General features: G+C 74.0%; 21 protein-coding genes and 1 pseudogene. 16 read left to right on the forward strand and 6 right to left on the reverse strand.

Translation table 11 applies throughout. The features are described from left to right. Positions 1–446: 446 nt before the first annotated feature. The 3 genes from rsgA to ABZ861_RS19375 all read right to left on the reverse strand — a co-directional run bounded on the left by rsgA (position 447) and on the right by ABZ861_RS19375 (position 5,107). A complete protein-coding gene (gene rsgA / locus ABZ861_RS19365) occupies positions 447–1,637 on the reverse strand; it encodes a ribosome small subunit-dependent GTPase A (RefSeq protein WP_361631620.1) in 1,191 nt (396 codons plus the stop codon). Positions 1,638–1,961: 324 nt separating this feature from the next. After that, complete coding sequence (locus tag ABZ861_RS19370) at positions 1,962–3,497, reverse strand: cellulose binding domain-containing protein (protein ID WP_361631622.1); 1,536 nt, start codon at positions 3,495–3,497, stop codon at positions 1,962–1,964. A 230-nt stretch (positions 3,498–3,727) separates the two neighbouring features. Further along, complete coding sequence (locus ABZ861_RS19375) at positions 3,728–5,107, reverse strand: radical SAM protein (RefSeq protein WP_361631624.1); 1,380 nt, start codon at positions 5,105–5,107, stop codon at positions 3,728–3,730. A 206-nt stretch (positions 5,108–5,313) separates the two neighbouring features. On the opposite strand from ABZ861_RS19375, the gene ABZ861_RS19380 reads away from it, so the two are divergent. The 3 genes and pseudogenes from ABZ861_RS19380 (at position 5,314) to mmuM (ending at position 7,862) form a co-directional block, all read left to right on the forward strand. Continuing rightward, positions 5,314–6,558 (forward strand): D-arabinono-1,4-lactone oxidase, encoded by a 1,245-nt coding sequence (locus ABZ861_RS19380; RefSeq protein ID WP_361631625.1) that lies wholly within the window; start codon positions 5,314–5,316, stop codon positions 6,556–6,558. A gap of 134 nt (positions 6,559–6,692) precedes the next feature. After that, a pseudogene (locus ABZ861_RS19385) lies at positions 6,693–6,800 on the forward strand (TetR/AcrR family transcriptional regulator); the annotation flags it as partial. Between the two features lie 96 nt (positions 6,801–6,896). Continuing rightward, on the forward strand, positions 6,897–7,862 hold the full coding sequence (gene mmuM / locus ABZ861_RS19390) for a homocysteine S-methyltransferase (protein WP_361631627.1): 966 nt from the start codon (positions 6,897–6,899) through the stop codon (positions 7,860–7,862). A gap of 357 nt (positions 7,863–8,219) precedes the next feature. Here mmuM and ABZ861_RS19395 read toward each other — a convergent pair whose 3' ends face one another. Together ABZ861_RS19395 and ABZ861_RS19400 are read right to left on the reverse strand one after the other, a co-directional pair. Continuing rightward, positions 8,220–9,794, reverse strand: coding sequence for a carboxylesterase family protein (locus tag ABZ861_RS19395; RefSeq protein WP_361631629.1), 1,575 nt, complete (start codon positions 9,792–9,794; stop codon positions 8,220–8,222). Between the two features lie 172 nt (positions 9,795–9,966). After that, positions 9,967–11,205, reverse strand: a complete 1,239-nt coding sequence (locus tag ABZ861_RS19400; protein ID WP_361631631.1) for a YihY/virulence factor BrkB family protein — start codon at positions 11,203–11,205, stop codon at positions 9,967–9,969. Between the two features lie 153 nt (positions 11,206–11,358). On the opposite strand from ABZ861_RS19400, the gene ABZ861_RS19405 reads away from it, so the two are divergent. The 13 genes from ABZ861_RS19405 (at position 11,359) to ABZ861_RS19465 (ending at position 25,154) form a co-directional block, all read left to right on the forward strand. Further along, positions 11,359–12,993 (forward strand): acyl-CoA dehydrogenase family protein, encoded by a 1,635-nt coding sequence (locus tag ABZ861_RS19405; protein WP_361631633.1) that lies wholly within the window; start codon positions 11,359–11,361, stop codon positions 12,991–12,993. 377 nt (positions 12,994–13,370) lie between these two features. Further along, the gene (locus ABZ861_RS19410; RefSeq protein WP_361631635.1) at positions 13,371–14,834 is read left to right on the forward strand and encodes a hypothetical protein; all 1,464 of its coding nucleotides are present in this window, start codon (positions 13,371–13,373) and stop codon (positions 14,832–14,834) included. Between the two features lie 154 nt (positions 14,835–14,988). Next, entirely contained in the window at positions 14,989–15,561 is a 573-nt protein-coding gene (locus ABZ861_RS19415; RefSeq protein WP_361631637.1) for a GNAT family N-acetyltransferase, read from the forward strand. A 338-nt stretch (positions 15,562–15,899) separates the two neighbouring features. Further along, positions 15,900–17,597, forward strand: coding sequence for a nitrite/sulfite reductase (locus tag ABZ861_RS19420; protein WP_361631639.1), 1,698 nt, complete (start codon positions 15,900–15,902; stop codon positions 17,595–17,597). Further along, complete coding sequence (locus tag ABZ861_RS19425) at positions 17,594–17,812, forward strand: hypothetical protein (RefSeq protein ID WP_361631641.1); 219 nt, start codon at positions 17,594–17,596, stop codon at positions 17,810–17,812. Before ABZ861_RS19420 ends, ABZ861_RS19425 begins: the two co-directional genes overlap by 4 nt. After that, positions 17,809–18,519: a phosphoadenylyl-sulfate reductase gene (locus ABZ861_RS19430; protein ID WP_361631643.1), complete on the forward strand. Its 711-nt coding sequence runs from the start codon at positions 17,809–17,811 to the stop codon at positions 18,517–18,519. Before ABZ861_RS19425 ends, ABZ861_RS19430 begins: the two co-directional genes overlap by 4 nt. Positions 18,520–18,546: 27 nt before the next feature. Continuing rightward, a complete protein-coding gene (gene cysC / locus ABZ861_RS19435; protein WP_361631645.1) occupies positions 18,547–19,083 on the forward strand; it encodes an adenylyl-sulfate kinase in 537 nt (178 codons plus the stop codon). Beyond that, a complete protein-coding gene (cysD, locus tag ABZ861_RS19440; RefSeq protein ID WP_361631647.1) occupies positions 19,080–20,027 on the forward strand; it encodes a sulfate adenylyltransferase subunit CysD in 948 nt (315 codons plus the stop codon). Before cysC ends, cysD begins: the two co-directional genes overlap by 4 nt. A 2-nt stretch (positions 20,028–20,029) precedes the next feature. Then, positions 20,030–21,364, forward strand: a complete 1,335-nt coding sequence (locus ABZ861_RS19445) for a GTP-binding protein (protein WP_361631649.1) — start codon at positions 20,030–20,032, stop codon at positions 21,362–21,364. Between the two features lie 237 nt (positions 21,365–21,601). Further along, a complete protein-coding gene (locus tag ABZ861_RS19450) occupies positions 21,602–22,714 on the forward strand; it encodes an aliphatic sulfonate ABC transporter substrate-binding protein (RefSeq protein WP_361631651.1) in 1,113 nt (370 codons plus the stop codon). 36 nt (positions 22,715–22,750) lie between these two features. After that, complete coding sequence (locus tag ABZ861_RS19455; protein ID WP_361631653.1) at positions 22,751–23,530, forward strand: ABC transporter ATP-binding protein; 780 nt, start codon at positions 22,751–22,753, stop codon at positions 23,528–23,530. Continuing rightward, positions 23,517–24,407 carry an ABC transporter permease gene (locus tag ABZ861_RS19460; RefSeq protein ID WP_361631655.1) on the forward strand — a complete coding sequence of 297 codons (891 nt, stop codon included), beginning with the start codon at positions 23,517–23,519 and terminating at the stop codon, positions 24,405–24,407. The genes ABZ861_RS19455 and ABZ861_RS19460 overlap by 14 nt, the downstream gene beginning before the upstream one ends. Positions 24,408–24,413: 6 nt before the next feature. Continuing rightward, complete coding sequence (locus tag ABZ861_RS19465) at positions 24,414–25,154, forward strand: sirohydrochlorin chelatase (RefSeq protein ID WP_361631657.1); 741 nt, start codon at positions 24,414–24,416, stop codon at positions 25,152–25,154. A gap of 365 nt (positions 25,155–25,519) precedes the next feature. Here the strand turns inward: ABZ861_RS19465 and ABZ861_RS19470 are convergent, their stop codons facing one another. Beyond that, positions 25,520–26,071 carry a DUF1697 domain-containing protein gene (locus ABZ861_RS19470; protein ID WP_361631658.1) on the reverse strand — a complete coding sequence of 184 codons (552 nt, stop codon included), beginning with the start codon at positions 26,069–26,071 and terminating at the stop codon, positions 25,520–25,522. Between the last annotated feature and the right edge of the window lie 87 nt (positions 26,072–26,158).

The raw sequence follows: 26,158 nt of genomic DNA on the forward strand, positions 1-26,158 counted from the left end.
TGCTGACTCATGCTCTCAATTGTCCACCGCGCGGGCCCGAGGGAAACGGCGCAACAGGAAAATGCGGCCAGCGCCCCCACTCCAGGCGATCGACCAGACGACCCGTCGAACCTTGACGGAACTCACGGAGCAGGAGCTGCCGCTGGCGCCCCGCCCGCCCCCGAGGCAGGACCGGGACGCGTGAAGGGCGAAGCCCGACCACCCCTAGGGCAAGACCCGAACGCGAACCGGACGAGTCCCCACCCGCCCCCGAGGCAGGACCGGGACGCGCGCAGGACGAAGCCCGGCCCGCCCCGGGGTAAGACTCAGGCGCGAACCGGACGAGTCCCCGCCCGCCCCGAGGCAGGACCCGGACGCGCGCAGGGCGAAGCCCGGCCACCCCCGAGGCCGGACCCGGGCCCGCGCGGGGCGCGCCCGGGGCCGGTCCCGCCCCCGGCGGCTGTGGGCTACCGCTGCCGTCCGCGTTTCGCCTCCATCGCCGCCCGCCCCTCCGCGCCTCGGCGCTTCCAGTCACGCTGTCTCTCCGCGCGCAGCCGCGCGTCGGTCTTAGCGGCGATCCACTGGCTCTCGCGCATCAGCTTGCGATAGCTGACGAGCCGCCGCTCGGACAGCTCGCCCGTCTCGACGGCGGCGAGCACCGCGCAGCCGGGCTCCCCGTCGTGGGCGCAGTCATGGAACCGGCAGCGCTCGGCCAGATCCTCGATCTCGACGAACACCTGCCCGACGCCGCTCTCCGCGTCCCAGAGGCCGACCCCGCGCAGCCCCGGCGTGTCGATCAGCACGCCGCCCGCGGGCAGCGCGAACAGGTTGCGGGTGGTCGTGGTGTGCCGGCCCTTGCCGTCGACGTCCCGGGCGGCCTGAACGTCCATCACGTCCTCGCCGAGCAGCGCGTTGACGAGGGTGGACTTGCCGGCCCCGGACTGTCCGAGCAGCACGGAGGCGCCGCCGCCGACGGCGGCGGCGAGCGTGTCGAGCCCGTCGCCGGTCATGGCGCTGACCGGCAGCACCGCGACGCCGGGCGCCGCGGTCTGCACGTCCTGGACCAGGTACGACAGTCCCACCGGGTCCGGCACGACGTCGGCCTTGGTCAGCACCACCATCGGCTGGGCGCCCGCTCGTCCGGAGAGCGCCGGCCGATGCAGCAGGGCCTCGCCGCTGGAGCAGGACATCGCCAGCGCGAGGAACCGCTCGATCCGCCCGAGGTCCAGTTCGACGGCGAGCGACACGCAGATGACGACGTGGTCGATGTTGGTGGCCAGCACCTGGCCTTCGGAGCGCTTGGACGACGTGGACCGCACGAAAGCGGTGCGACGCGGCAGCAGCGTCCGCACATAGCGCGGATCACGGTCCTCGGGGTCGACCGCGACCCAGTCCCCGGTGCACACGACCTTCATGGGGTCACGGGGGACGACGAACTCGGTGTCGGCCCGCAGGACGCCGACCGGGGTGACGACGTCGCACTGACCGCGGTCGACCCGCAGGACACGGCCGGGGAGGACACCGTGCTCGGCGTACGGAGCGAACTCCGCCTCCCACCCGGCGTCCCAGCCGTACGGGACGAGGGGATGCGACGAAGCCGAAGAAGCAGAAAGGGAAGCAGAAGCCGAACTAGAAGCAGAGCTGGAGGAGAGAGGCAAGGGAAGCCCTTCACGGGGCGGCCTCGGCTGCACGCGCTCGCAGACGCGGACGGCGCCGGAGGTTCAGCCGGAGACCACAGGGGTGGGAGAGACGAACTTCTGGATCTGGGCAGCGCCCAGCGCAATGACAGTCATCACGATCCTCACCTCCTGTTTCTGAGAAGAGCTGACGCTCACTCAACGGCCCGCATCGAGCTGAACCGAGCTGCCTGGAGCTTAGGGGACGCGGCTGCCGCGTGGCGAACGTATTTTTCCCACGGCGCCACGCGGTCTTCTCGATCACGCCCGACGCGTCGGCAGGCTTCCGGCGTCAGGCGTCCGGCGTCACCTGGTCGCGCACACCCGCCCGTTGAGGCTGAACCGATCCGGCGTCGTGTTCGCCCCCTGCCACGAGCCGATGAAGCCGAAGGACACGGCGCCGCCCGCGGAAACGGAGCGGTTGTAGGAGGCCGCGCTCGCGGTGACGTAGGCGCCGTCCTGAGCGGACGTGGCGTCCCACGTCTGGCCGACGCGCTGGCCGTCGCGGAAGGACCAGGCGAGCTGCCAGTCGTCCAGGGAGGCGGCCGTGGTGACGGTGACGCTGACCTGGAAGCCCGCGGGCCACTGCGAGGCCACGGCGTAGTGGACCGCGCAGTCCGGCGGCGTTCCCGGGCTGGGCGGGGGCGTGGGCCGAGGCGCGGACGGCGGCGCCCCCGCGCCGGCGGTGGACGACGGGACGTCCTGGGGTTCGGGCCCGCCGCCGCGGCCGGCGGCGGTCTCCGTGGCGCGCGGGTGAGGCCAACGCGAGGGAGGCCGGGAGGCGGAGTGCGACGGGGCGGCCGTGCCCGGCGTCCGGCGCGCCGGGGGTGCGGCGGTGGGCGAGGCGACGTCCCGGTCGGCGACCTGACGGGGGCTCTCGTCGCCGTGCGCGGCGGCGTCGTCGGCGCCGCCGAACGGCATCAGGGACACGGTCAGCGCCAGCGCCGACAACGCGACCGCGGCGGCGAGCAGGCCGCCGCGCACCCGTCGCGCCCGGTCCGACCCGGCGGCTGCCCGAGGATCGCCGCTCTCCTGGTCGGCGGCGCCCGGCGGACCGAGGCGGGCCTCAGCGGCACGGCGACGGCGCTCCAGATAGGCGAGGCCGCCCCAGCCGATCACTCCCCCGGCCAGCGCGGCGGGCAGCCCGCCTCCGTGCAGCCGCAGGCAGGCGGCGGCCTCGGCGCAGCTCACGCAGCCGGCGAGGTGCCGGGACAGGTCCTCGGGCGCCTCGGCGACGGGCGTCGAGCGGGTGACCGCGTCCAGCAGCCGGGCGTAGCTGCGGCACTCCGCGTCCATCGGCGTGTCGAGGTGGTTGCGGTGGCAGCGGTCCCGGAACAGCGCCCGTACCTGGTCGAGTTCCCCGGACACGGTCGCCGGGTCGAGCCCGAGCCGGCGGGCCGTGACGGACGGCGGCAGCGCCTCGACCTCGGTCAGCCACAGCAGCGCGGCGTCCGTCTCCGGCAGGTCGCGCAGGCCGCGCAGGGCCAGGGGGCGCAGCGGCGGCGGACCCGTGTAGCGGTCCGCCTTCTCGGAGTTGAGCCAGAGCCGCAGGTCGGGATCGAGTCGCTGCCCGAGGCCACGGGACTCCCAGGACGCGGCCGTGGTGCGCACCGCGGCCAGCATCAGCGGGATCGCGGGCAGCCGGGGCGTGCGGCGGCCCCGGGAGGCCCCGGCGTCGGCGGCGCGCACCTCGCGCAGCCCGAGCGCGAACGCCTCCGCGGCCAGTTCCCCCGCCACGGCGGAGCCCGCCGTGCACAGGTCGGCGCAGGCGAGCACCGGGTCCCAGCACTCGGACAGCAGCGCGGCCTCGGCGGCGTCCTGGGGACTGGGCTGCTCGGGCATGGGTCTCCTGGCTCCACGGGCGGGTCGGCTCCGCCCTGTGATACGGGCGCGGGGCCGCCCCCGACTCAGCGTGTGCGGAAACCTACACCGGGTACGGCCGCCCCGTCTCGTGCCGGGCGATCCGGGCTGGCACGACCGCCGGTCACGCTCCCGATCCGACGGGCCGCCTCACGCGCCCCGGCCGTAGCCGTGGCCGCCGCCCCGAAGCGGCCCGCGTCCGGCGGCCGGCCTCACGCGCCCTTCGCCGCGGCCGCCCCGGCGCCCTCGCCCACCTCGGGCTCCCGCTCTCCCACCGTCTCGTCGGCCGGGAGGCTGTCCATGAAGGAGCTGACCGAGAAGACCGCGTTGCCGGGTCCGGGCGGACCGTAGCCGGGAGGCGAGGAGAGGCCGAATTCGTCCATCGTGGCGCGGTACGCCTCCAGGAGCCGGATGTGGTACTCCAGCGGCGCGCCCTGCGGGTTGGCCTTGCCCAGCGGAGTGGTGGGCTCGGGACACCAGGTGGTGAAGCGGGGCGTGATGCCGTGCGACATGAAGAAGCGCAGGCCCTCGGCAGTGGAGGCGATGGCCTCGTCGACCGTGGTGAAGCCGGACGGCTCGGCCATCTCCACGCCCGCCACGAAGTTGGGGATCACGTTGCGCGCGCCGAAGACGTCGGCGGAGTCCAGGATGCGCCGGTGCCACTCGTCGCGGCCGACGTAGCGCTCCTTGCCGGGGCAGTACAGCTCGAACAGACGGCGGTCCCACACCTCGAAGTTGGGGTGGTAGATCTGCACGCCGTAGTCCTTGAACCGCTGGACGTCCGCCTTGGGCAGCGCCTGCGCGACGACCTTGCCGATCCAGCGGCCGGGGAAGCGCTCCTCGATGGCCTTGGCGTAGTGGCCGTAGAAGTCGGCCTCGTCGCGTCCGGCGAGCGTCTTGGTGATGGCGCCGCCGGTGAGGGTGTAGGCGGTGGACGCCTTCTGGGTGTCGTACCGGTCGATGATCTCCAGCGCCTCCAGGACCTCTTCGACGTCCTTGACGCCCGTGTACGGCCGCCCGGCCGCCTTGTGCTGGCGCCAGTTGTGGTTGATGTCGCAGTACTGGCACTCCTCCTTGGCGCCGAAGTACTGGCAGACCCGGAAGACGGTGAGGTAGATGAGGTAGCCCCACTGGATGGTGGGCGCCACCTCCATCACGGACTTCCCGTTGGAGAGGGTGTGCCGGTAGTACTCGGGCATCGGCGGCACGCCCACGTCGGCGATCCGGGCGCCGTCGAGGTAGAGCCCGAGCTGGCCCTCCTCGTCGGCGGCCACCCGGTAGGGCGAGGCGGGGTTCACCCGAACGGAGACGACGGTGCGCCGCAGGCCGTACGGGCCGCCGGTCAGGATGATCTCCTCCGGCGGGCGGCGCAGCGCGGCCTCGCCCAGCTCGGGCAGGGTGCCGTGGTCGAAGGAGAAGATGAAGTACGACTTCGGCTTGACGTCGCCGGCCGCCTCGTTGGAGGTATCGCTGAGCGCGGAGGCGTCGAACGCCACACCGCCGCGCAGTAGATCCTCCTTGAAGACCGCTTCACGCGGCACGTGCGGGAAGCGCTCCATCAGATCCTCGACCAGCGCGGTACGGCTGCCCATCCCGTCTCTCCTCCCGGCTCGTGCATACGGACATCTCACGGTATGCCCCCGCGTCCGGGGCGCGCGGGCCGGGTCCCCCCGGACGCGGCCCGGCGCGCCCCGGAGAGCGGACTCGCGCCAATTTGTATGTCCGCTTGACGAAAACGAGCCCGTCGCTGATCGTCGTCCAGGGCGAGACACGGCGAGACAGGACGAGAGGGGACGCGATGACCGGGACCGTGACCAACTGGGCGGGCAACGTCACCTACAGCGCCGGGCAGTTGTGCCGCCCCGGCTCGGTCGGGGAGCTGCGGGCGCTGGTCGCCCGGAGCGCCAAGGCGCGCGTCCTGGGCAGCGGGCACTCCTTCAACGCGATCGCCGACCCCGGCCCGGGAGGCGTCCTGCTCTCCCTGGAGGGGCTGCCGATCGAGGCGGACGTCGACACCGCGGCCCGCACGGTGCGCGTGGGCGGCGGCGTCCGGTACGCGGAACTGGCCCGCCGGGTGCACGCGCACGGTCTGGCCCTGCCCAACATGGCCTCGCTGCCGCACATTTCCGTGGCCGGTTCGGTCGCGACCGGCACCCACGGGTCGGGAGTGTCGAACCCGCCGCTCGCCGCGGCCGTACGCGAGGTGGAACTGATCACGGCGGACGGCGCCGTGGAGCGGATCGGCCGGGGCGACCCGCGGTTCGGCGGCGCCGTCACCTCGCTCGGCGCGCTCGGCGTGGTCAGCGCGCTCACCCTGGAGCTGGAGCCGGCCTTCGAGGTCGAACAGCACCTGTTCACCGAACTCCCCCTCGACGGACTGGACTTCGAGAAGGTGGCGGCCATGGCGTACAGCGTCAGCCTGTTCACCGACTGGCGCGATCCCGGGTTCCGGCAGGTGTGGCTCAAGCGGCGCACCGACCAGCCGCTGGGCGACTTCCCGTGGGCGGCGCCCGCCGAGGTCGCGCTGCATCCGGTGCCCGGCCTGCCCGGCGACGCCTGCACGCGGCAGTTCGGCGTGCCGGGACCCTGGCATGAGCGACTGCCGCACTTCCGGGCCGAGTTCACCCCGAGCAGCGGCGCCGAGATCCAGTCGGAGTACCTGCTGCCCCGCTCTCGCGCGCTGGACGCGCTGCACGCCGTCGACCGGATCCGGGGGTCGGTCGCCCCGGTGCTCCAGACCTGCGAGGTGCGCACCGTCGCCGCCGACGAGCAGTGGCTGAGCCCGAGCCACGGACGGGACACGGTGGCGCTGCACTTCACATGGGTCGACGACACGGCCGCGGTGCTGCCCGCGGTCCGCCTGCTGGAGGAGGCGCTGGACGGGTTCGACGCGCGCCCGCACTGGGGCAAGGTGTTCACCGTGCCGGCGGCGGAGCTGCGCGCCCGCTATCCGCGCCTGGACGACTTCCGCGCGCTGGTCCACGCGACGGACCCGGACGGGAAGTTCACCAACGCCTTCGTGCACGACCTGCTCATGGACTGAACCGCGCCGAGCGGGCTGGACCCGCGTGAAACTAGCCTGCGGCCTAGAGGGTCTGGCTCACGAGCTGGGGGCGGTCTCCCCAGATCCGGGAAGGCGTCCGTGGCGCGTGCCGGCGTCAGCGTCGCACGCCTGGTGGCGGCTTCCACGACCCCCGGGACGTGGACGCTTCGTGGGACAAGGCGGTCGACGCCCTGCACGCGGCGCTCACGCACTGGCCGCGAGAGGAACCGCACGATGCCTGACCGGCACGACGGCGCGGGGACTGACCGGCGCGACGGCGCGGTCAGCGGGCGTGAGGACTGCTGGGTGAGCGAGGACTGCTGGGTTAGCGTCGGAACATGAGCAGCGCCCCCTCCCCCCGCCTCGCCGACGCCCTCGCCGCCGGGACGGTCGTGCTCGACGGCGGCCTGTCGAACCAGCTCGAAGCGGCGGGGCACGACCTGGGCGACGCGCTGTGGTCGGCGCGGCTGCTGGCCGAGGCCCCCGAAGCGGTCGTCGAGGCGCACCGCCGCTACTTCGAGGCGGGCGCCGACGTGGCGATCACCGCGAGTTACCAGGCCACCTTCGAGGGATTCGCGCGGCGCGGCATCGGCCCAGAGCGGGCCGCCGGGCTGATCGCGTCCAGCGTGGAGGCGGCTAGGACCGCGGCACGACGGGCGCGCGCCGGGGGCGTCGCCCGGCCGCTGTGGGTGGCCGCCTCGGCCGGACCGTACGGCGCGATGCTGGCCGACGGCTCGGAGTACCGGGGCCGGTACGGGCTCACCCCGGCGGAGCTGGAGCGCTTCCACCGGCCCCGTCTGGAGGTGCTGGCCGCCGCCGGGCCGGACGTGCTGGCTCTGGAGACGGTCCCGGACGCGGACGAGGCGCGGGCCCTGCTGCGGGCGGTGCGCGGCCTGGGGACGCCGGTGTGGCTGTCGTACACGGTCGACGGCGCCCGCACCCGCGCCGGCCAGCGCCTCGAGGAGGCGTTCGCCTTGGCTGCGGAGGCTGAGGAGGTGATCGCGGCGGGCGTGAACTGCTGTACGCCGGACGACGCGGACGCCGCCGTGGCGACGGCCGCGCGGGTGACCGGCAAGCCGGTCGTCGTCTATCCCAACAGCGGCGAGACCTGGGACGCGACGGCGCGCGCCTGGCACGGCCGCCCGGCCTTCACCGCCGACCGCGTCGAGCGCTGGCGCGCCCTCGGCGCCCGTCTGATCGGCGGCTGCTGCCGGGTGGGCCCGGACACGATCGAGGTCATCGCCCGGACTCTCGCCCCAGCCGCGCCGTCACCTCGTCGACGAGGCGACCCGGAAGCCGGGTGAGAGCGTCGCGGCCCTGTCGCGACCGGTGCGCGACCGCCCCCGCGAACCAGCCGGGGAGCGAGGTCACGCAGGCGTTCGCCGCCCGCGTCCCGGCCTCCGGGGGGGCGACGTGTGCGTGGCGCCGCGTACGCCGTGCCCCTCTGCCGGGGACCCCGGCGGCCCCGGCAACCGGACGCCGGACGCCGGACGCCGGACGCCGGACGCCGGACGCCGAGGGGCCTCGGGCCCTGTAAGCGCACGCTCACACATGGCGGCACTAGCCCGCGCGGCGTCCTGCGCCGCGATCACCCGCCCGCGTTCAGCCTCGCCACGAACACTCACCCGCCTGCACTCCGGCCCCGCCGTCTCTCACCGGACTCAGGCGCCGCGGACGCCGCCGGAGCGGCGCAGGCGGCGGATGACCGCGCGGAGGTCCGCCGAGCGCACCGGGGCGCCGTCGACCGGGGGCGCCGGGGCCGGGCCGGACGCGGGGGCGGTCGCCCACAGGGCGATCTCCGCGTCCCGCAGCCCGGGGGCCGTGCGCGGGGGCCCGTCGCCGAAGACCCGCACGGGATGGGCCGCGTCCCAGGGCTCCCAGCCGGGGTCGCCCTCGGTGACGAAGCGGACCCAGGCGCCGTGCAGGGCGTCGGCCAGCTCCTGCGGGGCGCCGTCGCCTGCGAGCATGCGGGACTCAAAGACGTCGCCGGTGTCGAAGACGAAGCCGAGTTCCAGGGCGTGGCAGGCCCCGAGGCCGGGCCGCAGCGAGGGCCAGGCGAACTCGTACACGTAGGACGATCCGGGGCGGGCGTCGGCCAGGCGGTGCAGGGGGCGGCGCAGCAAGTGGTCGGTGACGAGCTGCCCGACGATCTCGGCGGCGCCGGCCCGGGGGCGCAGCGCGCGGTAGCCGCGGACCACCTCGTGGCCGCAGTGGCAGCGGGCCATGGCGCCGGCCAGGGCCACCGCGCCGAGCCGGTCGACGCGCTCCACGAGGCCGCCGGGCGCCAGCCACAGCCGGTGCTCGTCGCTGGTCCAGCCCATGAGCAGGTCGGCGCCGCGCGCCGCGTCCCCCGCCGTCAGCGCCTCCAGCGGGTCACGCGGCACCAGGTCGCCGTCGACGACGATGCCGAAGGAGGGGCCGCCCAGGACCGGACCGCCGAGTCGGCTGACCTCGGACTGGGTGCGCAGCAGCAGCGCGCGGTCGACGTCCGCGAAGGCCGCGGCGGTGGCGGGGACCTTCAGCCGGGCCGCCATGCGGCGCACCATCCGGCGCGCCTTGTCCCGGTCGGCGGCCTCCGGGGGGCCGCTCTGGAGGACGGCGCGCCGGAACAGGCCCTGCGCCTGCGGTGCGGCGATCAGGGCGCCGACGCTGATGGCGCCGGCCGACTGGCCGCCCAGCGTGATCCTGTCGGGGTCGCCGCCGAAGGCTGCGATGGAGTCGTGGACCCATCGCAGCGCGGCGAGCTGGTCGCGCAGCCCGGGATTGGCGGGGGCGTCCGGGAACAGTCCGTAGCCTTCGACGCCGAGCCGGTAGTTGACGGAGACGAGCACCACCCCGTCGCGGGCGAAGGAGTGCCCGGCGTAGACGGGCACGGCCGACGAGCCGCGGGTCAGCGCTCCGCCGTGCAGCCAGACCAGCACGGGCAGCCGGGCGCCCGGGGCGGGGTCGGGCGTCCACACGTTGAGGTTGAGGCAGTCGTCGCCGGGCACGGCCGGGTCGGCCAGGTACTGGGCGAACGCCTCCGAGTACGGCGGTTTGGGGGCGGTCGGGCCGTAGGCGCCCGCGTCGCGCACGCCCTCCCACGGCTCGGGCGGCTCCGGCGGCCGGAACCTGCGGGGACCGAACGGGGGCGCCGCGTAGGGGATTCCCCGGAAGACGGCCGTGCCGTGCTCGTACCGGCCGCGCACCGCCCCGTGCGGGGTTCTCACCACTGGGTCCGTCTGGTCCGCCGTCATGCGCCCACAGCCTTTCACCGCGCCCGTGTCTCCGCCTTCCAGGTCCGTCTTCCAAGAGCGTCGAGGCGGCGGGCGGTATTCCGGCTTGCGGTGCACGGAGGGCGATGCCGAGCCGTTCGGGGAGGGTGTCCCTCCGTCAGGCGCGGCGCGGGAGTTCTCCCGCCGCGGCAGGTCACTTCTCCGGCTGCGTGCCCTCGCGGCGCTGCTGCGGGCCCTCCTTGTACGGGCCCCGGTACCCCCCGCGCTCCTGCTCGCTCTTGGCGTGGGCGCGCAGGCGGGCGGTGACGTCCTCGGGGGGCAGGAAGCGCGACCAGCGCTCGGGGAACTCGGACGGCATGTCCCTGTCGTCAGGGTCGTCGGGGTCGTCGGGGTCGTCCAGGTCGTCGGCCTCGCCGGAGCCGCCGGGGCCTGCCTCGCCGAGCGTGGCGGCCCAGGCCACGTACTCGGCGATCTGCGCCTCGCGCACCCGCTCGTTGGCGGCGCGGGCGGCGGCCGTCGCGGCGGCCGGCCAGACCCGGTCGATGGCCGCGTTGACCGCGGCCCCGACGAGCACCGCGAACGCGGACACCCCGATCCACAGCAGCACCGCGACCGGCGCGGCCAGCGAGCCGTAGATGGTGGGGCCCTCGACGGCGCTGGTGAGGTAGATGCGGAGCAGGAGGCTGCACACCACCCACATGGCCAGCGCCACCAGCGCGCCGGGCACGTCCTCGATCCACGGGGAGCGCACCGGCACGGACACGTGATAGAGCGTGGTGAGGAAGGCGATGGACAGCAGGATGACCACCGGCCAGTACAGGATCTGCACCACGGTCGTCGACCACGGCACGATCCGGACCACCGCGTCCGGTCCCGCCACCATCAGCGGCAGCGCCACCGAGCCGATCAGCAGCGCCACCACGAACAGCAGGAACGCCATCAGCCGGGTCTTGACGATGCCGCGCACGCCGTCCAGGCCGTACATCACGGTGATGGTGTCGATGAAGACGTTCACCGCGCGGGAGCCCGACCACAGGGCGATGACGAAGCCGATCGAGATGACGTCCGGGCGGCCGCCCTTCATCACGTCCCGCAGGATCGGCTCGGTGATCTCCTTGACGCCTTGGTCGGACAGCACCGTGCGGGAGGCGTCCAGGATGTTGCGCTCCAGGCTGGCGATGGTGTGGGCGCCGGTCCAGGAGTCGACGTAGAAGAGCAGTCCGATCAGGCTGAGCAGCAGCGGCGGCACGGACAGCAGGGAGAAGAACGCGGCCTCGGCGGCCAGGCCCAGGATGCGGTACTCCATGCACGAGTTGACGGTGTCCTTGAGCAGCAGCCAGGCGGTCTTGCGTTTGGAGACGTCCCGGTAGAGGGCGCGGGCCCGGTGGAGGCGGCCGGACGGCCTGTCGGTGGTCTCGCTGGCTGGCTGCACGCCCTAAAGGTATCCCCGTCCGGCCCGGCCGCCGCCACCGCCGGGGCTCGCTCGCGGGCCCGCGGCGCGCCGTGGCGACCAGGCAGGACGGCGGGCCGCGCCCCACGGGTCCGCCGAGTGGTGAGCGCCGGGGCGCGGGGTAGGTTCCGTTGCATGGCAGCGAGCACGCACACCGTGTCCAACCAGGCGCCGCCGCTGGTGGGCTATGACGTCTTCTCCGCCGACCGGGCCCTGTCCGAGGCGGTGGAGCGGCACGTGGCCCCCGGGCTGCTCGGCGAGGTGCGCGAGGAGCTGTCCGTGCTCGGGCGGGCCGCGGGCTCGGCGCAGGTGCGGGAGTGGGGCGAGCAGGCCGACGCGAACCCCCCGGTCCTGCGCACCCACGACCGCTGCGGGCGGCGGATCGACGAGGTGGACTTCCATCCGGCCTGGCACCGGCTGCTCGGCAAGGGCGTCGGCGCGGGTCTGACGTCCGCGTGGGGGCGCCCGGCGGGGCATGTGCGGCGGGCGGCCGCTTTCCTGGTGTGGACCCAGGCGGAGGCCGGGAACTGCTGCCCGCTGTCGATGACGCACGCGGCGGTGCCCGCGCTGCGCTCGGATCCGGAGCTGGCCCGGACCTGGGAGCCCCTGCTGACGTCGACGGTCTACGACCGGGAGCTGCGGCCCGCCCCGCTGAAGGCCGGAGCCCTGTTCGGCATGGCCATGACCGAGAAGCAGGGCGGCAGCGACGTCCGCGCGAACACCACCGCCGCCCGGCCGCTGGCCGAGGACGGCGCGTACGAGCTGACCGGGCACAAGTGGTTCTGCTCGGCGCCCATGTCGGACGGGTTCCTCGTCCTGGCCCAGGCGCCCGGCGGCCTGACCTGCTTCCTGGCGCCGCGCGTGCTGGCCGACGGCGCCCGCAACGCGTTCCTGCTCCAGCGGCTCAAGGACAAGCTGGGCAACCGGTCGAACGCCTCCGCGGAGGTCGAGTTCGACGGGACGTGGGCGCGCCGCGTCGGCGAGGAGGGGCGCGGGGTGCGCACGGTCATCGACATGGTGGCGGCGACCCGGCTGGACTGCGTGCTCGGGTCGGCGGGGCTGATGCGGCAGGCCGTGGCCCAGGCGGTGCACCACTGCACGTACCGCGAGGCGTTCGGCGGGCCGCTGGCGGACAAGCCGCTGATGCGCAACGTGCTGGCGGACCTCGCCGTGGAGTCCGAGGCGGCCACCGTGCTCGCGCTGCGCCTCGCCGCCGCGTACGACGACGGCGGCGAGCAGGAGCGGGCTCTCCTGCGGATAGCGGTGCCCGCCGCCAAGTACTGGGTGACCAAGCGGTGCGCGCCGGTCGTGATCGAGGCGGCCGAGTGCCTGGGCGGCAACGGGTACGTGGAGGAGTCCGGCATGCCCCGCCTGGTGCGCGAGTCGCCGCTCAACTCGATCTGGGAGGGCGCCGGCAACGTGCAGGCGCTGGACGTGCTGCGCGCGCTGCGACGCCAGCCGCAGGCGTTCGACGCCTACTTGGTGGAGGTGGGCCGGGCACGCGGCGCCGACCACCGGCTGGACGCCGCGATCAAGCACGTGCTCACCGAACTCGCCGACCTGGAGGGCCTGGAGGCCCGCGCCCGCCGCCTGGTGGAACGGCTCGCCCTGGTCCTCCAAGGAGCCCTGCTGGTCCAATACGCGCCCCCGGAGACGGCGGACGCCTTCTGCGCCTCGCGGCTGGGCGGCGACGGCGGCAGCACCCTCGGCACGCTCCCGCACACGCTGGATCTCGCCTCGCTGGTCGACCGGGCGCGGCCGGTGGCCTGACGGAGCAGCGGGGGGTGGCCTGACGGCACGGTGGGGAGCCAGCCCAACGCGGCAGCGGTGAGCGGTCGTTGGGCACACCAGCGCACGGCGCCGTCTCGGCGTGCACGGGAGGCGCACTGCGCCCCGGGCGGCGACGCCCCGCCCTCCGGTCCCCGCCCTTTCCGAACCCCCCTGCGCCGGGTGGTCCGAGAGGTCCCGAGGGGGGCGTCTTCCGCGTATTCGCGCGGTCTTCGTCCTGCGGCGCCCCGGACTGCCGTAGCATCGGCGTGTGGGCCGTTCCTTCGCCGCTCGGTCAACGCTCGGGCCGGGCAGTGCAGTTGGGTCCCGGCCGGTGGGCGCGTCCCGCGGGCGGACCGAGCCCTGACCTGGGGGGTTGGATGAAGCAGCGCGGCAGGCACCGCCGTCGCAGGCGAGGCAGGGCATTGCGCGCCGCGCTGGCCGGAGCGGGCCTCGCTCTCACGGCCGCGGCCACCCTGATCAGCGCCTCCCAGGCCACCGTCACCGACGATCCCGGGGCCCTGCGGCCGGTGACCTCGTCCGCGGAGCTGGCCGGACTGCGCCTGACGGAGCAGCCGTTCCCCCGGCCGTTGACGGACCGGCTGGCCGCGGCGACGGGCCGCCCGGTGGCCGTCGACGCCGTCCTGCGGTCCGCCGACCGCACCCTGCGCACCGAGGACGCCTGCACGGCCGACGAGCGGAAGGCGCTGCCCGTCGAACCGGCTGTCACCCGCGCCTACTGCTGGGACGCCGCCGACACCGCGGGCCGCGGATGGCGGCCGGAGTCCGTGACCACCTCGGGGGACGCCGAGGCGGACGGGCTCTGGGGCGGTCACCGGCTACTCCTGTCCGGCTGGACGCACCGCGGCGGCGCAGACGGCGACCTGGCCCGGGTGGCGTTCGTGAACGCCGACGACCCGGACCGCCTCACCTACACCTGGGCGCTGCTGACCGTCCCCTCCCCCGGCGGCGGCCTCCGGGCGCTCGCCTCGCGCGTGTCGGGGATGGCCTGGTACGGCGACAAGCTGCTGGTCACCGCCTCCGGCGCCGACCACGACGCGCTGTTCGTCTACGACCTGCACCGCATCTACGACCTGCGCCGCACCGCGCACCCGACCGTCGCCTCCGCCGCCTCCGGCGCGGTCGGCCGGGCGCCGGGCGGCCGGTCGGCGCCCGGCTACCAGTCGGCACCCGGCCACCAGTCGGCGTCCGGCCACCGGTGGGCGTCCGGCTACCGGTGGGCGCTGCCCGCCGTCGCCGCCTACCGCCCGGCGCGGGGGACATGCGCGGGCCCGGCGCGCGCACCCGGTTCCGACGCCCAGGCCGGGGAAGCCGCCGTAGGCCCTTCGGCGTCCGGGCCGCCCTGTCCGGACGGCCTCTCGGTGGACCGCAGTTCCCTGCCGAACAGCCTGGTCGCCAGCGAGACGTCGCCCAGGGGCAGCGGTCGGCACACCCGGCTGTGGCGTTACGCGTTCAGCACGGACCCGGCCCGTGCGGGGCTGCTGGCCGCGGACTCGGCGGGCACGGCAGCCGCGGTGGAGGCGTACGACTCGAAGGCGGACGGCGTGCGGGGCGTGCTGTCGCACCGCACCGGCCCGACCGGTCGCGCCGCCTGGTACCTGGGGCGGACCGCGGGCCGGCCGGGCGAGCGCGGCGCGCTGTGGCGTCAGGACCTCGGGGGCGCCGTGGCGCGTGCGTGCGGATCGTTCGGCGACGCGCGCCGCTGCTGGGGCGACGGCGCCGGCTCCCTGTCCTACTGGGAGGGGACCGGCGAGCTGTGGTCGCTGTCCGGACAGACGCTGTTCGCGGTGCCGCTGTCCGCACTGGACCGCGGGTCGCGGTAGCGCCCGCCAGGCCGTGTCCGCCCCTTCGCGCCGGGCGGCCGACGCCCGGCGCGGCGCCCGCTGCCGCGGCGCGAAGGGGCGAGTGCGGCCTGGCGGCGTGAGCCCGGTCACTCCCGATCGACGGCGGCGCGGGGCGGATGATTCCCTGACCGGCATGACGAACATCGCCGTGACCACCTGGTCTCTGGAGCAGACCGCGCCGACCGACCTCCTCCCGGCCGCCGCGCCCGAGGGGGACGTCCAGGTGCTGCGGGCCGAGGCGCGCTCGCCCGAGTTCAGCCGGTTCCTCTACACCTCGGTCGGCGGCGACATCCGCTGGACGGACCGGCTGGGCTGGTCCCACGCCCGCTGGCAGGCGTGGTTGGAGCGTCCGGGAGTGGAGACGTGGGTGGCTTACGAGCGGGGCACGCCCGCCGGGTACGCCGAACTGGAGGCGCAGGACGACGGGGTGGTGGAGATCGCCTACTTCGGGCTGCTCCCCGCCTTCCGGGGCCGGCGGATCGGCGGCCACCTGCTGTCGTACGGCGCCGCCCGCGCCTGGGACCTCGCCGATCGCTGGCCGGGGCTGGCACCGACGAAGAGGGTGTGGCTGCACACGTGCAGCAAGGACGGCGCGCACGCGCTGGACAACTACCGGCGCCGCGGCTTCGCCCTGTACGACACCGCGGTCGAGGAGGAGCCGGAGGCGGACGCTCCGGGTCCATGGCCGGGCGCCTACCCCGCCTGACCTGGACGGACACCCCTGTACGCGCGGCATGTGATCGACACTGTGGCTGTCTCGCCGTACGGGATGAGAGTGTCCGCATCATGGATAAAGCTGGACTGCGGCTTGAGCGCCGTGACACGCTGCGTTCATGTCTGGAACTGGAATCGCCTTGGTGAGTCGACGACACGTCGACCACGGCCGCATGTCCAGCGCCATCTGTCCGGCGAGCTGATCTTCCGGCGACGCCGCGTCCCCTCATCGCCTGCCCCCTGTCGCGCAATGCCGCGCAACGCTGGTCCGTTGCGCCCGCACGCGCAGGTCAGAGCCGTTCACCGCCAGTCCCGAAGGACGTACTACCCATGGCCGCCACCCCGCCGAAGCCTGCCGCCGCGACCCCCCGCCGCAAGGTGAGCCGTCACCGCGGCGAGGGTCAGTGGGCGGTGGGGCACCTCACCCCGCTGAACGGAAACGAGCAGTTCAAGAAGGACGACGACGGTCTCAACGTGCGGACGCGCATTGAGACGATCTACTCCAAACGGGGCTTCGACTCGATCGACCCCAACGACCTGCGCGGCCGGATGCGCTGGTGGGGCCTGTACACCCAGCGCAAGCCCGGGATCGACGGCGGCAAGACGGCGATCCTGGAGCCGGAGGAGCTGGACGACCGCTACTTCATGCTGCGGGTGCGCATCGACGGCGGCCGGCTGACCACCGGGCAGTTGCGGGTGATCGGCGAGGTCTCGCAGGAGTTCGCCCGCGGCACCGCCGACATCACCGACCGGCAGAACATCCAGCTCCACTGGATCCGGATCGAGGACGTGCCCGAGATCTGGAACCGGCTGGAGGCGGTCGGCCTGTCCACCACCGAGGCGTGCGGCGACACGCCCCGTGTGATCCTCGGCTCCCCCGTCGCGGGCATCGCCGCGGACGAGATCGTCGACGGCACCCCGGCGGTCGACGAGATCCACCGCCGGGTCATCGGCAACCCGGCGTTCTCCAACCTGCCCCGCAAGTTCAAGTCCGCGATCTCCGGCTCGCCGCTGCTGGACGTGGCGCACGAGATCAACGACGTGGCGTTCGTCGGCGTCGACCACCCCGAGCACGGCCCCGGCTTCGACGTGTGGGTCGGCGGCGGCCTGTCCACCAACCCCAAGATCGGCGTGCGGCTGGGCGCGTGGGCGCCGCTGGACGAGGTGCCGGACGTGTACGAGGGCGTCATCTCGCTCTTCCGCGACTACGGCTACCGGCGGCTGCGCAACCGCGCCCGGCTGAAGTTCCTGGTCGCGGACTGGGGCGCGGAGGAGTTCCGCCGGGTGCTCCAGGACGAGTACCTGAAGCGGCGCCTCGTCGACGGCCCGGCGCCCGCGCAGCCGGTGGAGCGCTGGCGCGACCACGTCGGCGTGCACCCGCAGCGGGACGGCCGCTTCTACGTCGGCTTCGCACCGCGCGTGGGCCGCGTGGACGGCACGGTCCTCGCCAAGATCGCCGACCTCGCCGAGGCGCACGGCTCGGGACGGGTCCGCACCACCGTCGAGCAGAAGATGATCGTGCTCGACGTCGAGCAGGACCAGGTCGACTCGCTGGTGGCCGCCCTGGAGGCGCTGGACCTCACGGTGAACCCGTCGCCGTTCCGGCGCGGCACGATGGCCTGCACCGGCATCGAGTTCTGCAAGCTCGCCATCGTGGAGACCAAGGCGCGCGGCAGCTCGCTGATCGACGAACTGGAGCGCCGCCTGCCGGACTTCGACGAGCCGATCACCGTCAACCTCAACGGCTGCCCGAACGCCTGCGCCCGCATCCAGGTGGCGGACATCGGCCTCAAGGGCCAGTTGGTCATGGACGACGACGGCCGGCAGGTCGAGGGCTACCAGGTGCACCTGGGCGGCGCGCTCGGCCTGGAGCCGGGCTTCGGGCGCAAGGTGCGCGGCCTGAAGGTGACGTCCGCGCACCTGCCCGACTACATCGAGCGGGTGCTGCGCCGGTTCCAGGCGGAGCGCGAGGACGGCGAGCGCTTCGCCGCCTGGGCGGCCCGCGCGTCGGAGGAGGCGCTGTCATGAGCGAGCGAGCCGCGCCCTTCTACTGCCCCTACTGCGGCGACGAGGACCTGCGCCCCAGCGAGCCGGGATCGGGGTCCCCCCGCGCGAGCGCGGCCGAGCGCGGCGGGGGGACCTGGGAATGCGCGGCCTGCAACCGGGCCTTCCAGTTGAAGTTCCTCGGGCTGCTGGCCCGGGGACTCCGACAGCCCGCCGACGGAGGGGACGAGCAGGCATGACGACCACTCAAGAAGAGCGCACTGACGAGGAGTCGCGGAATCTGGCCGAGCGGGCCGGACGCGACCTGGAGGACGCCTCCGCGCTGGACGTCCTGCGCTGGGCCGCGGACGCCTTCGGCGAGCGGTTCTGCGTGACCTCCTCCATGGAGGACGCCGTGGTCGCCCACCTCGCCTCCCGCGTCCGGCCCGGCGTGGACGTGGTGTTCCTCGACACCGGCTACCACTTCCCGGAGACCATCGGCACCCGCGACGCGGTGGAGGCGGTGATGGACGTCAACGTCATCAGCCTCACCCCGCGCCAGACGGTCGCCGAGCAGGACGCCGAGTACGGTCCGAAGCTGCACGACCGCGACCCCGACCTGTGCTGCGCGCTGCGCAAGGTGCGGCCGCTGGAGCAGGGGCTGCGGGGGTACCGGGCGTGGGCGACCGGGCTGCGCCGCGACGAGTCCCCGACCCGGGCGAACACCCCGGTGGTCGGCTGGGACGAGCGGCGGCGCAAGGTCAAGGTCTCGCCGATCGCCCGCTGGACCCAGGACGACGTGGACGCGTACACGGCCGAACACGGCGTGCTCACCAACCCGTTGCTGTCGGACGGCTACGGCTCCGTGGGCTGCGCGCCCTGCACCCGCAGGCTGCTGGAGGGCGAGGACGCGCGGGCCGGCCGCTGGGCGGGCCGCGCGAAGACCGAGTGCGGACTGCACAGCTGACCGATGACTCACCCACAGGAGACCCACGTGACGACCGGAGCCACCGTCTGGCTCACGGGTCTGCCGAGCGCCGGCAAGACCACCATCGCGCACGAACTGGCCGTGCGGCTGCGGGAGGAGGGCCGCCGCGTCGAGGTGCTCGACGGCGACGAGATCCGCGCGTTCCTCTCCGCGGGCCTCGGCTTCAGCCGCGAGGACCGGCACGCCAACGTGCAGCGCATCGGCTTCGTCGCCGAACTGCTCGCCCGCAACGGCGTCCTGGCGCTGGTCCCGGTGATCGCGCCGTACGCGGACAGCCGGGACGCGGTGCGCAAGCGGCACGAGGAGAGCGGCGCGGCGTATGTCGAGGTGCACGTCGCGACCCCGGTCGAGGTGTGCTCGGCGCGCGACGTGAAGGGCCTGTACGCCCGGCAGGCCGCGGGCACGCTGACCGGGCTGACCGGCGTCGACGACCCGTACGAGGCGCCTGAGTCGCCCGAGCTGCGCATCGAGTCGCAGCACCAGAGTGTGCAGGAGTCCGCGTCGACCGTGTACGCCCTGCTCAGCGAAAGGGGACTGGCATGACGACGAGCGTGGCGGCGCGCGCGGAGGGCGGCGGAGGCGCCGGCCGGCCGTACGCGCTCTCGCACCTGGACGCGCTGGAGTCCGAGGCGGTGCACGTCTTCCGCGAGGTGGCCGGGGAGTTCGAGAACCCGGTGCTGCTGTTCTCCGGCGGCAAGGACTCCATCCTGATGCTGCACCTGGCGCTGAAGGCGTTCGCCCCGGCGCCGGTGCCGTTCGCGCTGCTGCACGTGGACACCGGGCACAACTTCCCCGAGGTGCTGGGGTACCGGGACCGCACGGTCGAGCGGCACGGGCTGCGGCTGCACATCGCCTCCGTGCAGGACTACATCGACCGGGGCGTGCTCAAGGAGCGCCCGGACGGCACCCGCAACCCGCTCCAGACGCTGCCGCTGACCGAGACGATCCAGGCCGAGCGGTTCGACGCCGTCTTCGGCGGCGGGCGCCGCGACGAGGAGAAGGCGCGCGCCAAGGAGCGGGTGTTCTCGCTGCGCGACGAGTTCTCCCAGTGGGACCCGCGCCGTCAGCGCCCCGAGCTGTGGAACCTGTACAACGGGCGGCACGCGCCGGGCGAGCACGTGCGCGTCTTCCCGCTGTCCAACTGGACCGAGCTGGACGTGTGGCAGTACATCGCCCGCAAGGGCATCGTGCTGCCGGAGATCTACTTCGCCCACGAGCGCGAGGTGTTCCAGCGGGCCGGGATGTGGCTGACGGCGGGCGAGTGGGGCGGCCCGAAGGACGGTGAGAGCGTCGAGAGGCGCCGCGTGCGGTACCGGACCGTCGGGGACATGTCCTGCACCGGCGCCGTCGACTCCGAGGCGGGCACGCTGGACGCGGTGATCGCCGAGATCGCGGCGTCCCGCCTCACCGAGCGCGGCGCCACCCGCGCCGACGACAAGCTCTCCGAGGCCGCGATGGAAGACCGCAAGCGCGAGGGGTACTTCTAGCCATGAGCACGAGCACCGCCGAGGCGCTCTCGGAGACCACCCTGCTGCGGTTCGCCACCGCGGGCTCCGTCGACGACGGAAAGTCCACCCTCGTCGGGCGGCTGCTGCACGACTCCAAGTCGGTCCTCGCCGACCAACTGGAGGCCGTGCAGCGGGCGTCCGCGAGCCGGGGCGCGGACGGCCCCGACCTCGCGCTGCTCACCGACGGCCTGCGCGCCGAGCGCGAGCAGGGCATCACCATCGACGTGGCCTACCGCTACTTCGCCACCGCCCGGCGCCGGTTCATCCTGGCCGACACCCCCGGGCACGTGCAGTACACCCGCAACATGGTCACCGGCGCCTCCACCGCCGAGCTGACGGTGGTCCTGGTCGACGCGCGCAACGGCGTCGTCGAGCAGACCCGCCGGCACGCCGCCATCGCCGCCCTGCTCCGGGTGCCGCACGTGGTGCTGGCCGTCAACAAGATGGACCTGGTCGGCTACCGGGAGGCCGAGTTCGCGCGGATAGCCGAGGAGTTCACCGCGTACGCCACCCAGCTCGGCGTGCCGGACGTCACGGCGATCCCGATCTCGGCGCTCGCGGGGGACAACGTGGTGGAGCCGTCCGCCGTCATGGACTGGTACGGCGGTCCGACCGTCCTGGAGCACCTGGAGACGGTCCCGGTCAGCCACGACCTCAGCCACTGCCACGCACGGCTTCCCGTGCAGTACGTGATCCGCCCGCAGTCCGCCGAGCACCCCGACTACCGGGGCTACGCGGGCCAGATCGCCGCCGGTTCGTTCCACGTCGGCGACGAGGTCACGGTGCTGCCCTCCGGGCGGACCTCGCGGATCTCCGGCATCGACCTGCTGGGCGAGCCGGTGGACGCGGCCTGGACGACGCAGTCGGTGACCGTGCTGCTCCAGGACGACGTCGACGTCTCGCGCGGGGACCTGATCGTGCCGAGCAAGGACGCCCCGGCCACCACCCAGGACGTGGAGGCCACCGTCTGCCACGTGGCCGACGTCCCGCTGACCGTCGGCCACCGGGTGCTGCTCAAGCACGGCGCCCGCACGGTGAAGGCGCTCGTGCGGGACATCCCGTCCCGGCTCACCCTCGACGACCTGTCCCTGCACCCGCACCCCGGGCGGCTCCTCGCCAACGACATCGGCCGGGTGAAGATCCGCACCGCCGAGCCGCTGCCGGTCGACTCCTACGCCGACTCGCGCCGCACCGGCTCGTTCATCCTGATCGACCCCTCCGACGGCGCCACGCTGACCGCCGGGATGGTCGGCGAGTCCTTCGCCGCGCCGGAGCCGGTCAAGGACGCCTCCGACGAGGACGGCTGGGACTTCTGACCATGAACTCAACCGATTTCTACTCGCAGTTCGCGAAAGAGGGCGGCCGGGTCGGCAGCGGCGCCCTTGGCAGCGGGCAGGGCGGGGTGGCCCGATGTGTGGGCTGACGTACGCGCACTGCCTGCGCGCCCCGTCCCCCCACCCGACGTCGTCTCGGACCCGACGAAGACCCCTGCCGACGACCCGGCCACGACCTGAGAGACCGTGACCGCCGGGCCAACGAGAGGACGGCCTCCCGTGCCTGCCACCCGCTCCACCGCTCTGCGCCGCGGCCTCGCCGCGGTCACCGCACTCCCCTTGCTGGCGCTCGCCGCCTGCGGATACGGCTCGCAGTCCAAGGTCGACGGCGCCGCCCAGAAGGTCGCCGCCGGGGCGAAGAAGGTCGACGGACTGGACTCCGTCAAGATCGGCTACTTCGGCAATCTGACCCACGCGACCGCGCTGGTGGGAGTGCAGAAGGGCTTCTTCCAGAAGGCGCTGGGCGCCACCCGGGCCAAGTACCAGATCTTCAACGCCGGACCGTCCGAGATCGAGGCGCTGAACTCCGGCGCCGTCGACATCGGCTGGATCGGCCCCTCCCCGTCGATCAACGGCTACACCAAGTCCGACGGCAAGAACCTCCGCATCGTCGGCGGTTCGGCGTCCGGCGGGGTCAAGCTGGTGGTGAACCCGAAGAAGATCAAGTCGTTGCAGGACGTCAAGGGCAAGCGGATCGCCACCCCGCAGCTCGGCAACACCCAGGACGTCGCCTTCCTCAACTGGGCGGCGGAGCAGGGCTGGAAGGTGGACGCGCAGAGCGGCAAGGGCGACGTGTCGGTGGTCCGCACCGACAACAAGGTCACCCCGGACGCCTACAAGTCCGGTTCCATCGACGGCGCCTGGGCGCCCGAGCCGACCGCCTCCAAGCTGGTCGCCGCGGGCGGCAAGGTCCTCCTCGACGAGTCCTCGCTGTGGCCGGACAAGAAGTTCGTGATCACGAACATCGTCGTGTCGCAGAAGTTCCTCACCGCGCACCCCGAGGCCGTCGAGGCCGTGCTGCGGGGCTCCGTGGACGCCAATAAGTGGATCAACGCCCACCCGGACGACGCGAAGGCGGCGGCGAACCGGCAACTGGCCGTCGACTCCGGCAAGGCGCTGCCCGCGGCCGTCCTGGACCCGGCGTGGAAGTCCATCCGCGTCACCGACGACCCGCTGGCCGCCACCTTGCGGACCGAGGCGCAGCACGCGGTCAAGGCCGGCCTGCTCAAGCAGCCGAAGCTGGACGGCATCTACGACCTCCGGATCCTGAACAAGGTCCTCCAGGCCGAGGGCGACCCCGCCGTCGGCGACGCCGGTCTCGGCGTCAAGTAGAGCCCGCAGCCGACACGTTCCCAGGAGGTGACGACCATGGCCACGACCTTCGCCGAGGCCGCCGAGTCCGTAGAGCACGCGGCACGCCTCGACAACGTCTCCAAGTCCTTCGCGACCGCGGACGGCGGGCAGCTCGTACTCGACGGCATCAGTCTCGACGTCGCCCCGGGCGAGTTCGTCACCCTCCTGGGGGCGTCGGGCTGCGGCAAGTCCACGCTGCTGAACCTGGTGGCGGGCCTGGACCAACCGACCGCCGGCGCCATCGCCACGGACGGGCGGCCCGCCCTGATGTTCCAGGAGCACGCCCTGTTCCCGTGGCTGACCGCGGGCAAGAACATCGAACTGGCCCTGAGACTGCGGGGCGTGCCCAAGGCGGAGCGGCGCGGCCGGGCCGAGGAACTGCTCGGCCTGGTCCGGCTGAAGGGCGCGTACGGCAAGCGCGTGCACGAGCTGTCGGGCGGGATGCGCCAGCGGGTGGCGCTGGCCCGCGCGCTCGCCCAGGAGAGCAACCTGCTGCTGATGGACGAGCCGTTCGCGGCCCTGGACGCGATCACCCGCGACGTCCTGCACGACGAGCTGACCCGGATCTGGCAGGAGACGGGCGTCTCGGTGCTGTTCGTGACGCACAACGTGCGCGAGGCGGTGCGGCTGGCCCAGCGCGTGGTGCTGCTGTCCTCGCGCCCGGGACGGGTGGCCCGCCAGTGGACGGTGGACATTCCGCAGCCGCGCCGTATCGAGGACGCGCCCGTCGCGGAGCTGTCCCTGGAGATCACCGAAGTCCTGCGTGGGGAGATCCGCCGCCATGGCCAGCACTGAGACGACGACGGAGCAGGACGGCGAACTGGCCGGGATCGGGGCCGGACTCGACGCGCTGGAGGTTCCCCGCAGCGGCCGTACTCCGCTGCGGAGGACCTTCGTCGACAAGATCCTCCCCCCGGTCACCGCGCTGGTGCTGGTGGTCGTGCTCTGGCAGGCGCTGGTCGCCTTCAAGGTGGTCGACGACCCGAGCAAGCTGCCCTCGCCGGCGGCCGTGGGCCGCGAGTTCGAGGACGCGTGGCTCCGGGGCGACCTGCTGGGCTACATCTGGACGTCCGTCTCGCGCGGTCTGCTCGGCTTCCTGTTCGCGCTGGCCATCGGCACCCCGCTGGGGCTGCTGGTGGCCCGGGTGCGGTTCGTGCGCGCGGCGATCGGCCCGGTGCTGTCCGGACTCCAGTCGCTGCCGTCGGTGGCGTGGGTGCCGCCGGCGGTGATCTGGCTGGGCCTGAACAACTCGATGATGTACGCGGTGATCCTGCTCGGCGCGGTGCCGTCCATCGCCAACGGGCTGGTCTCCGGGATCGACCAGGTGCCGCCGCTGTTCCTGCGGGCGGGCCGCACGATGGGCGCGACCGGGGCGCGCGGCGCCTGGCACATCGTCCTGCCGGCCGCGCTGCCCGGTTACCTGGCCGGACTGAAGCAGGGCTGGGCGTTCTCCTGGCGCTCGCTGATGGCGGCGGAGATCATCGCCTCCTCCCCCGACCTCGGCATCGGCCTGGGCGCGCTGCTGGAGAACGGCCGCAACGCCAGTTCCATGTCGATGGTCTTCCAGGCGATTATCCTGATTCTGTTCGTCGGCATCGCCATCGACCTGCTGATCTTCAGCCCGCTGGAGCGGCGGGTGCTGCGCGGCCGCGGTCTGCTCGTGAAAAGCTGAAAGCCCATGATCCACCGGCCCGTCCTCCTGGTCATCGCCCACGGCAGCCGTGATCCACGGCACGCCGCCACCGTGCACGCCCTGGTGCGCCGGGTGCGGGCGATGCGCCCGGAGCTGCGGGTGGAGACCGGTTTCCTGGACTTCACCGTGCCCTCCGTGCGGGGCGTGCTGGACTCGCTGGCCGCCGAGGGCGTGCGGGACGTCGTGGCTTTGCCGCTGCTGCTGACCCGCGCCTTCCACGCCAAGGCGGACATCCCGTCCGTGCTGCGCCAGGCGCCAGCCCGGCTGCGCGTGAGGCAGGCCGACGTCCTCGGCCCGTCGCCGCTGCTGACCGCGGCGCTGGAGCGCCGGCTGCGCGAGGCCGGGCTGTCCGCCGCCGACAAACCCTCGACCGGAGTCGTGCTGGCCTCGGCGGGGTCCTCCGACCCGGAGGCCATGGCGGTGATCGCACGGGTCGCGCGGGAGTGGCGGCGCACCGGCTGGCGCGCCGTGCGGCCCGCGTTCGCCTCCGCCTCCCCGCCGCGCACCGAGGACGCGGTGCGCGAGCTGCGCGAGCTGGGCTGCGCGCGGGTCGCGGTCGCGCCGTACGTCCTGGCCCCCGGCTTCCTGCCGGACCGCATCGCCCGCGGCGCGGCCGGGGCCGACGTCCTCGCCGAGGTCCTGGGTCCGGCCCCGGAGGTGGCCCGGGTCCTGCTCGAACGGTACGACGCCGCCCGACTGCCCGGAGTCACGGCGGTCGGCGCCTGACGGGACGCGGGGCGCCCCGCGGAGACCGAGCGGGCCTGACGGGAGGCGACCCGCAGAGGTCGGGCGGGCCTGACGGGAGGCGACCCGCGGAGGCCGGGCGCGAGGCGACCTGCGGCGGCCGGGCGGCCCTGACGGGAGGCAACCCGCAGAGGCCGGGCGGGCCTGCCGGGAGGCGACCCGCGGAGGCCGGCCGCGAGGCGACCTGCGGCGGCCGGATGAGCAGCCCCCCTCCCCGGGAGGCCGGGCGGGAGACGGCGGACTGGGCGGGGCCGAGAGGCCGGACGGGGCCCGCGAGTCCGGGCGGCAAGCGCCCGAGGGAGCGGGACGGGCGGTGCGTGAGGAGGCCGGGCAGTCGGTGCGGGGCGTCACCCCTCTCCGGCGGTCATCTCGACGAGCTTGAGCACGGTGTTCCAGTTCCTGCTGGTGGCGATCAGGCCCTTGGTCACACGGGGGCGGGAGAGCTGGTCGGCGAGTCGGGAGCGGCCGACGCCGTCCGGGGCGTACAGGTACAGGGCGCGGTCGCCGAGCCGGAACTCCTCGGGCAGACAGGCCGCCCGGTCGATCCCGGCGAACCGCCCGGCCTCGGCGGCGGCCGAGAAGTAGGTGACGTGGAGCTGCTTGGGCGCCAGGTCGGCCGCCGGGAACGGGCAGGCGTCGGCCACCGCGCGCAGATAGGCGTGGTCGCGCACGATCACGTCCACGGGGAACCCGAACCGCCGCTCGATCGCCGCCGCCCACTGCGCCGCCAGCGCGTCCTCGTCGCCCCGGTCGGAGGTGAAGACCGCCTGACCGCTCTGAAGGTGGGTGCGGACCTCGCCGTAGCCGAGTTCCCCGGCCAGAGCCCGCAGTTCGGCCATCGGGACCTTCCTGCCGCCCCCCACGTTGATCCCGCGCAGCAGCGCCGCATACCTCGTCATCCGCACAGCCTAGTGCGGTGACCGCCGCCCGCCTCGCCCCGTCGGCCAGGGATGACCCCGCGCTCCTCGGGGCCGCGCGTGGACCGC

It is taken from the genome of Streptomyces sp. NPDC046985 (genome assembly GCF_040644415.1).
GTDB lineage: Bacteria > Actinomycetota > Actinomycetes > Streptomycetales > Streptomycetaceae > Streptomyces.

Bases quoted from the DNA above. Each gene is read 5' to 3' on its own strand.
- ABZ861_RS19395 (WP_361631629.1), bottom strand. From the start codon at position 9,794: ATGACGGCGGACCAGACGGACCCAGTGGTGAGAACCCCGCACGGGGCG.
- ABZ861_RS19415 (WP_361631637.1), top strand. From the start codon at position 14,989: ATGACGAACATCGCCGTGACCACCTGGTCTCTGGAGCAGACCGCGCCG.
- mmuM (WP_361631627.1), top strand. From the start codon at position 6,897: ATGAGCAGCGCCCCCTCCCCCCGCCTCGCCGACGCCCTCGCCGCCGGG.
- ABZ861_RS19375 (WP_361631624.1), bottom strand. From the start codon at position 5,107: ATGGGCAGCCGTACCGCGCTGGTCGAGGATCTGATGGAGCGCTTCCCG.
- ABZ861_RS19425 (WP_361631641.1), top strand. From the start codon at position 17,594: ATGAGCGAGCGAGCCGCGCCCTTCTACTGCCCCTACTGCGGCGACGAG.
- ABZ861_RS19405 (WP_361631633.1), top strand. From the start codon at position 11,359: ATGGCAGCGAGCACGCACACCGTGTCCAACCAGGCGCCGCCGCTGGTG.
- ABZ861_RS19465 (WP_361631657.1), top strand. From the start codon at position 24,414: ATGATCCACCGGCCCGTCCTCCTGGTCATCGCCCACGGCAGCCGTGAT.
- ABZ861_RS19420 (WP_361631639.1), top strand. From the start codon at position 15,900: ATGGCCGCCACCCCGCCGAAGCCTGCCGCCGCGACCCCCCGCCGCAAG.
- ABZ861_RS19410 (WP_361631635.1), top strand. From the start codon at position 13,371: ATGAAGCAGCGCGGCAGGCACCGCCGTCGCAGGCGAGGCAGGGCATTG.
- ABZ861_RS19380 (WP_361631625.1), top strand. From the start codon at position 5,314: ATGACCGGGACCGTGACCAACTGGGCGGGCAACGTCACCTACAGCGCC.
- ABZ861_RS19470 (WP_361631658.1), bottom strand. From the start codon at position 26,071: ATGACGAGGTATGCGGCGCTGCTGCGCGGGATCAACGTGGGGGGCGGC.
- ABZ861_RS19370 (WP_361631622.1), bottom strand. From the start codon at position 3,497: ATGCCCGAGCAGCCCAGTCCCCAGGACGCCGCCGAGGCCGCGCTGCTG.
- ABZ861_RS19460 (WP_361631655.1), top strand. From the start codon at position 23,517: ATGGCCAGCACTGAGACGACGACGGAGCAGGACGGCGAACTGGCCGGG.
- ABZ861_RS19430 (WP_361631643.1), top strand. From the start codon at position 17,809: ATGACGACCACTCAAGAAGAGCGCACTGACGAGGAGTCGCGGAATCTG.
- cysD (WP_361631647.1), top strand. From the start codon at position 19,080: ATGACGACGAGCGTGGCGGCGCGCGCGGAGGGCGGCGGAGGCGCCGGC.
- ABZ861_RS19455 (WP_361631653.1), top strand. From the start codon at position 22,751: ATGGCCACGACCTTCGCCGAGGCCGCCGAGTCCGTAGAGCACGCGGCA.
- ABZ861_RS19445 (WP_361631649.1), top strand. From the start codon at position 20,030: ATGAGCACGAGCACCGCCGAGGCGCTCTCGGAGACCACCCTGCTGCGG.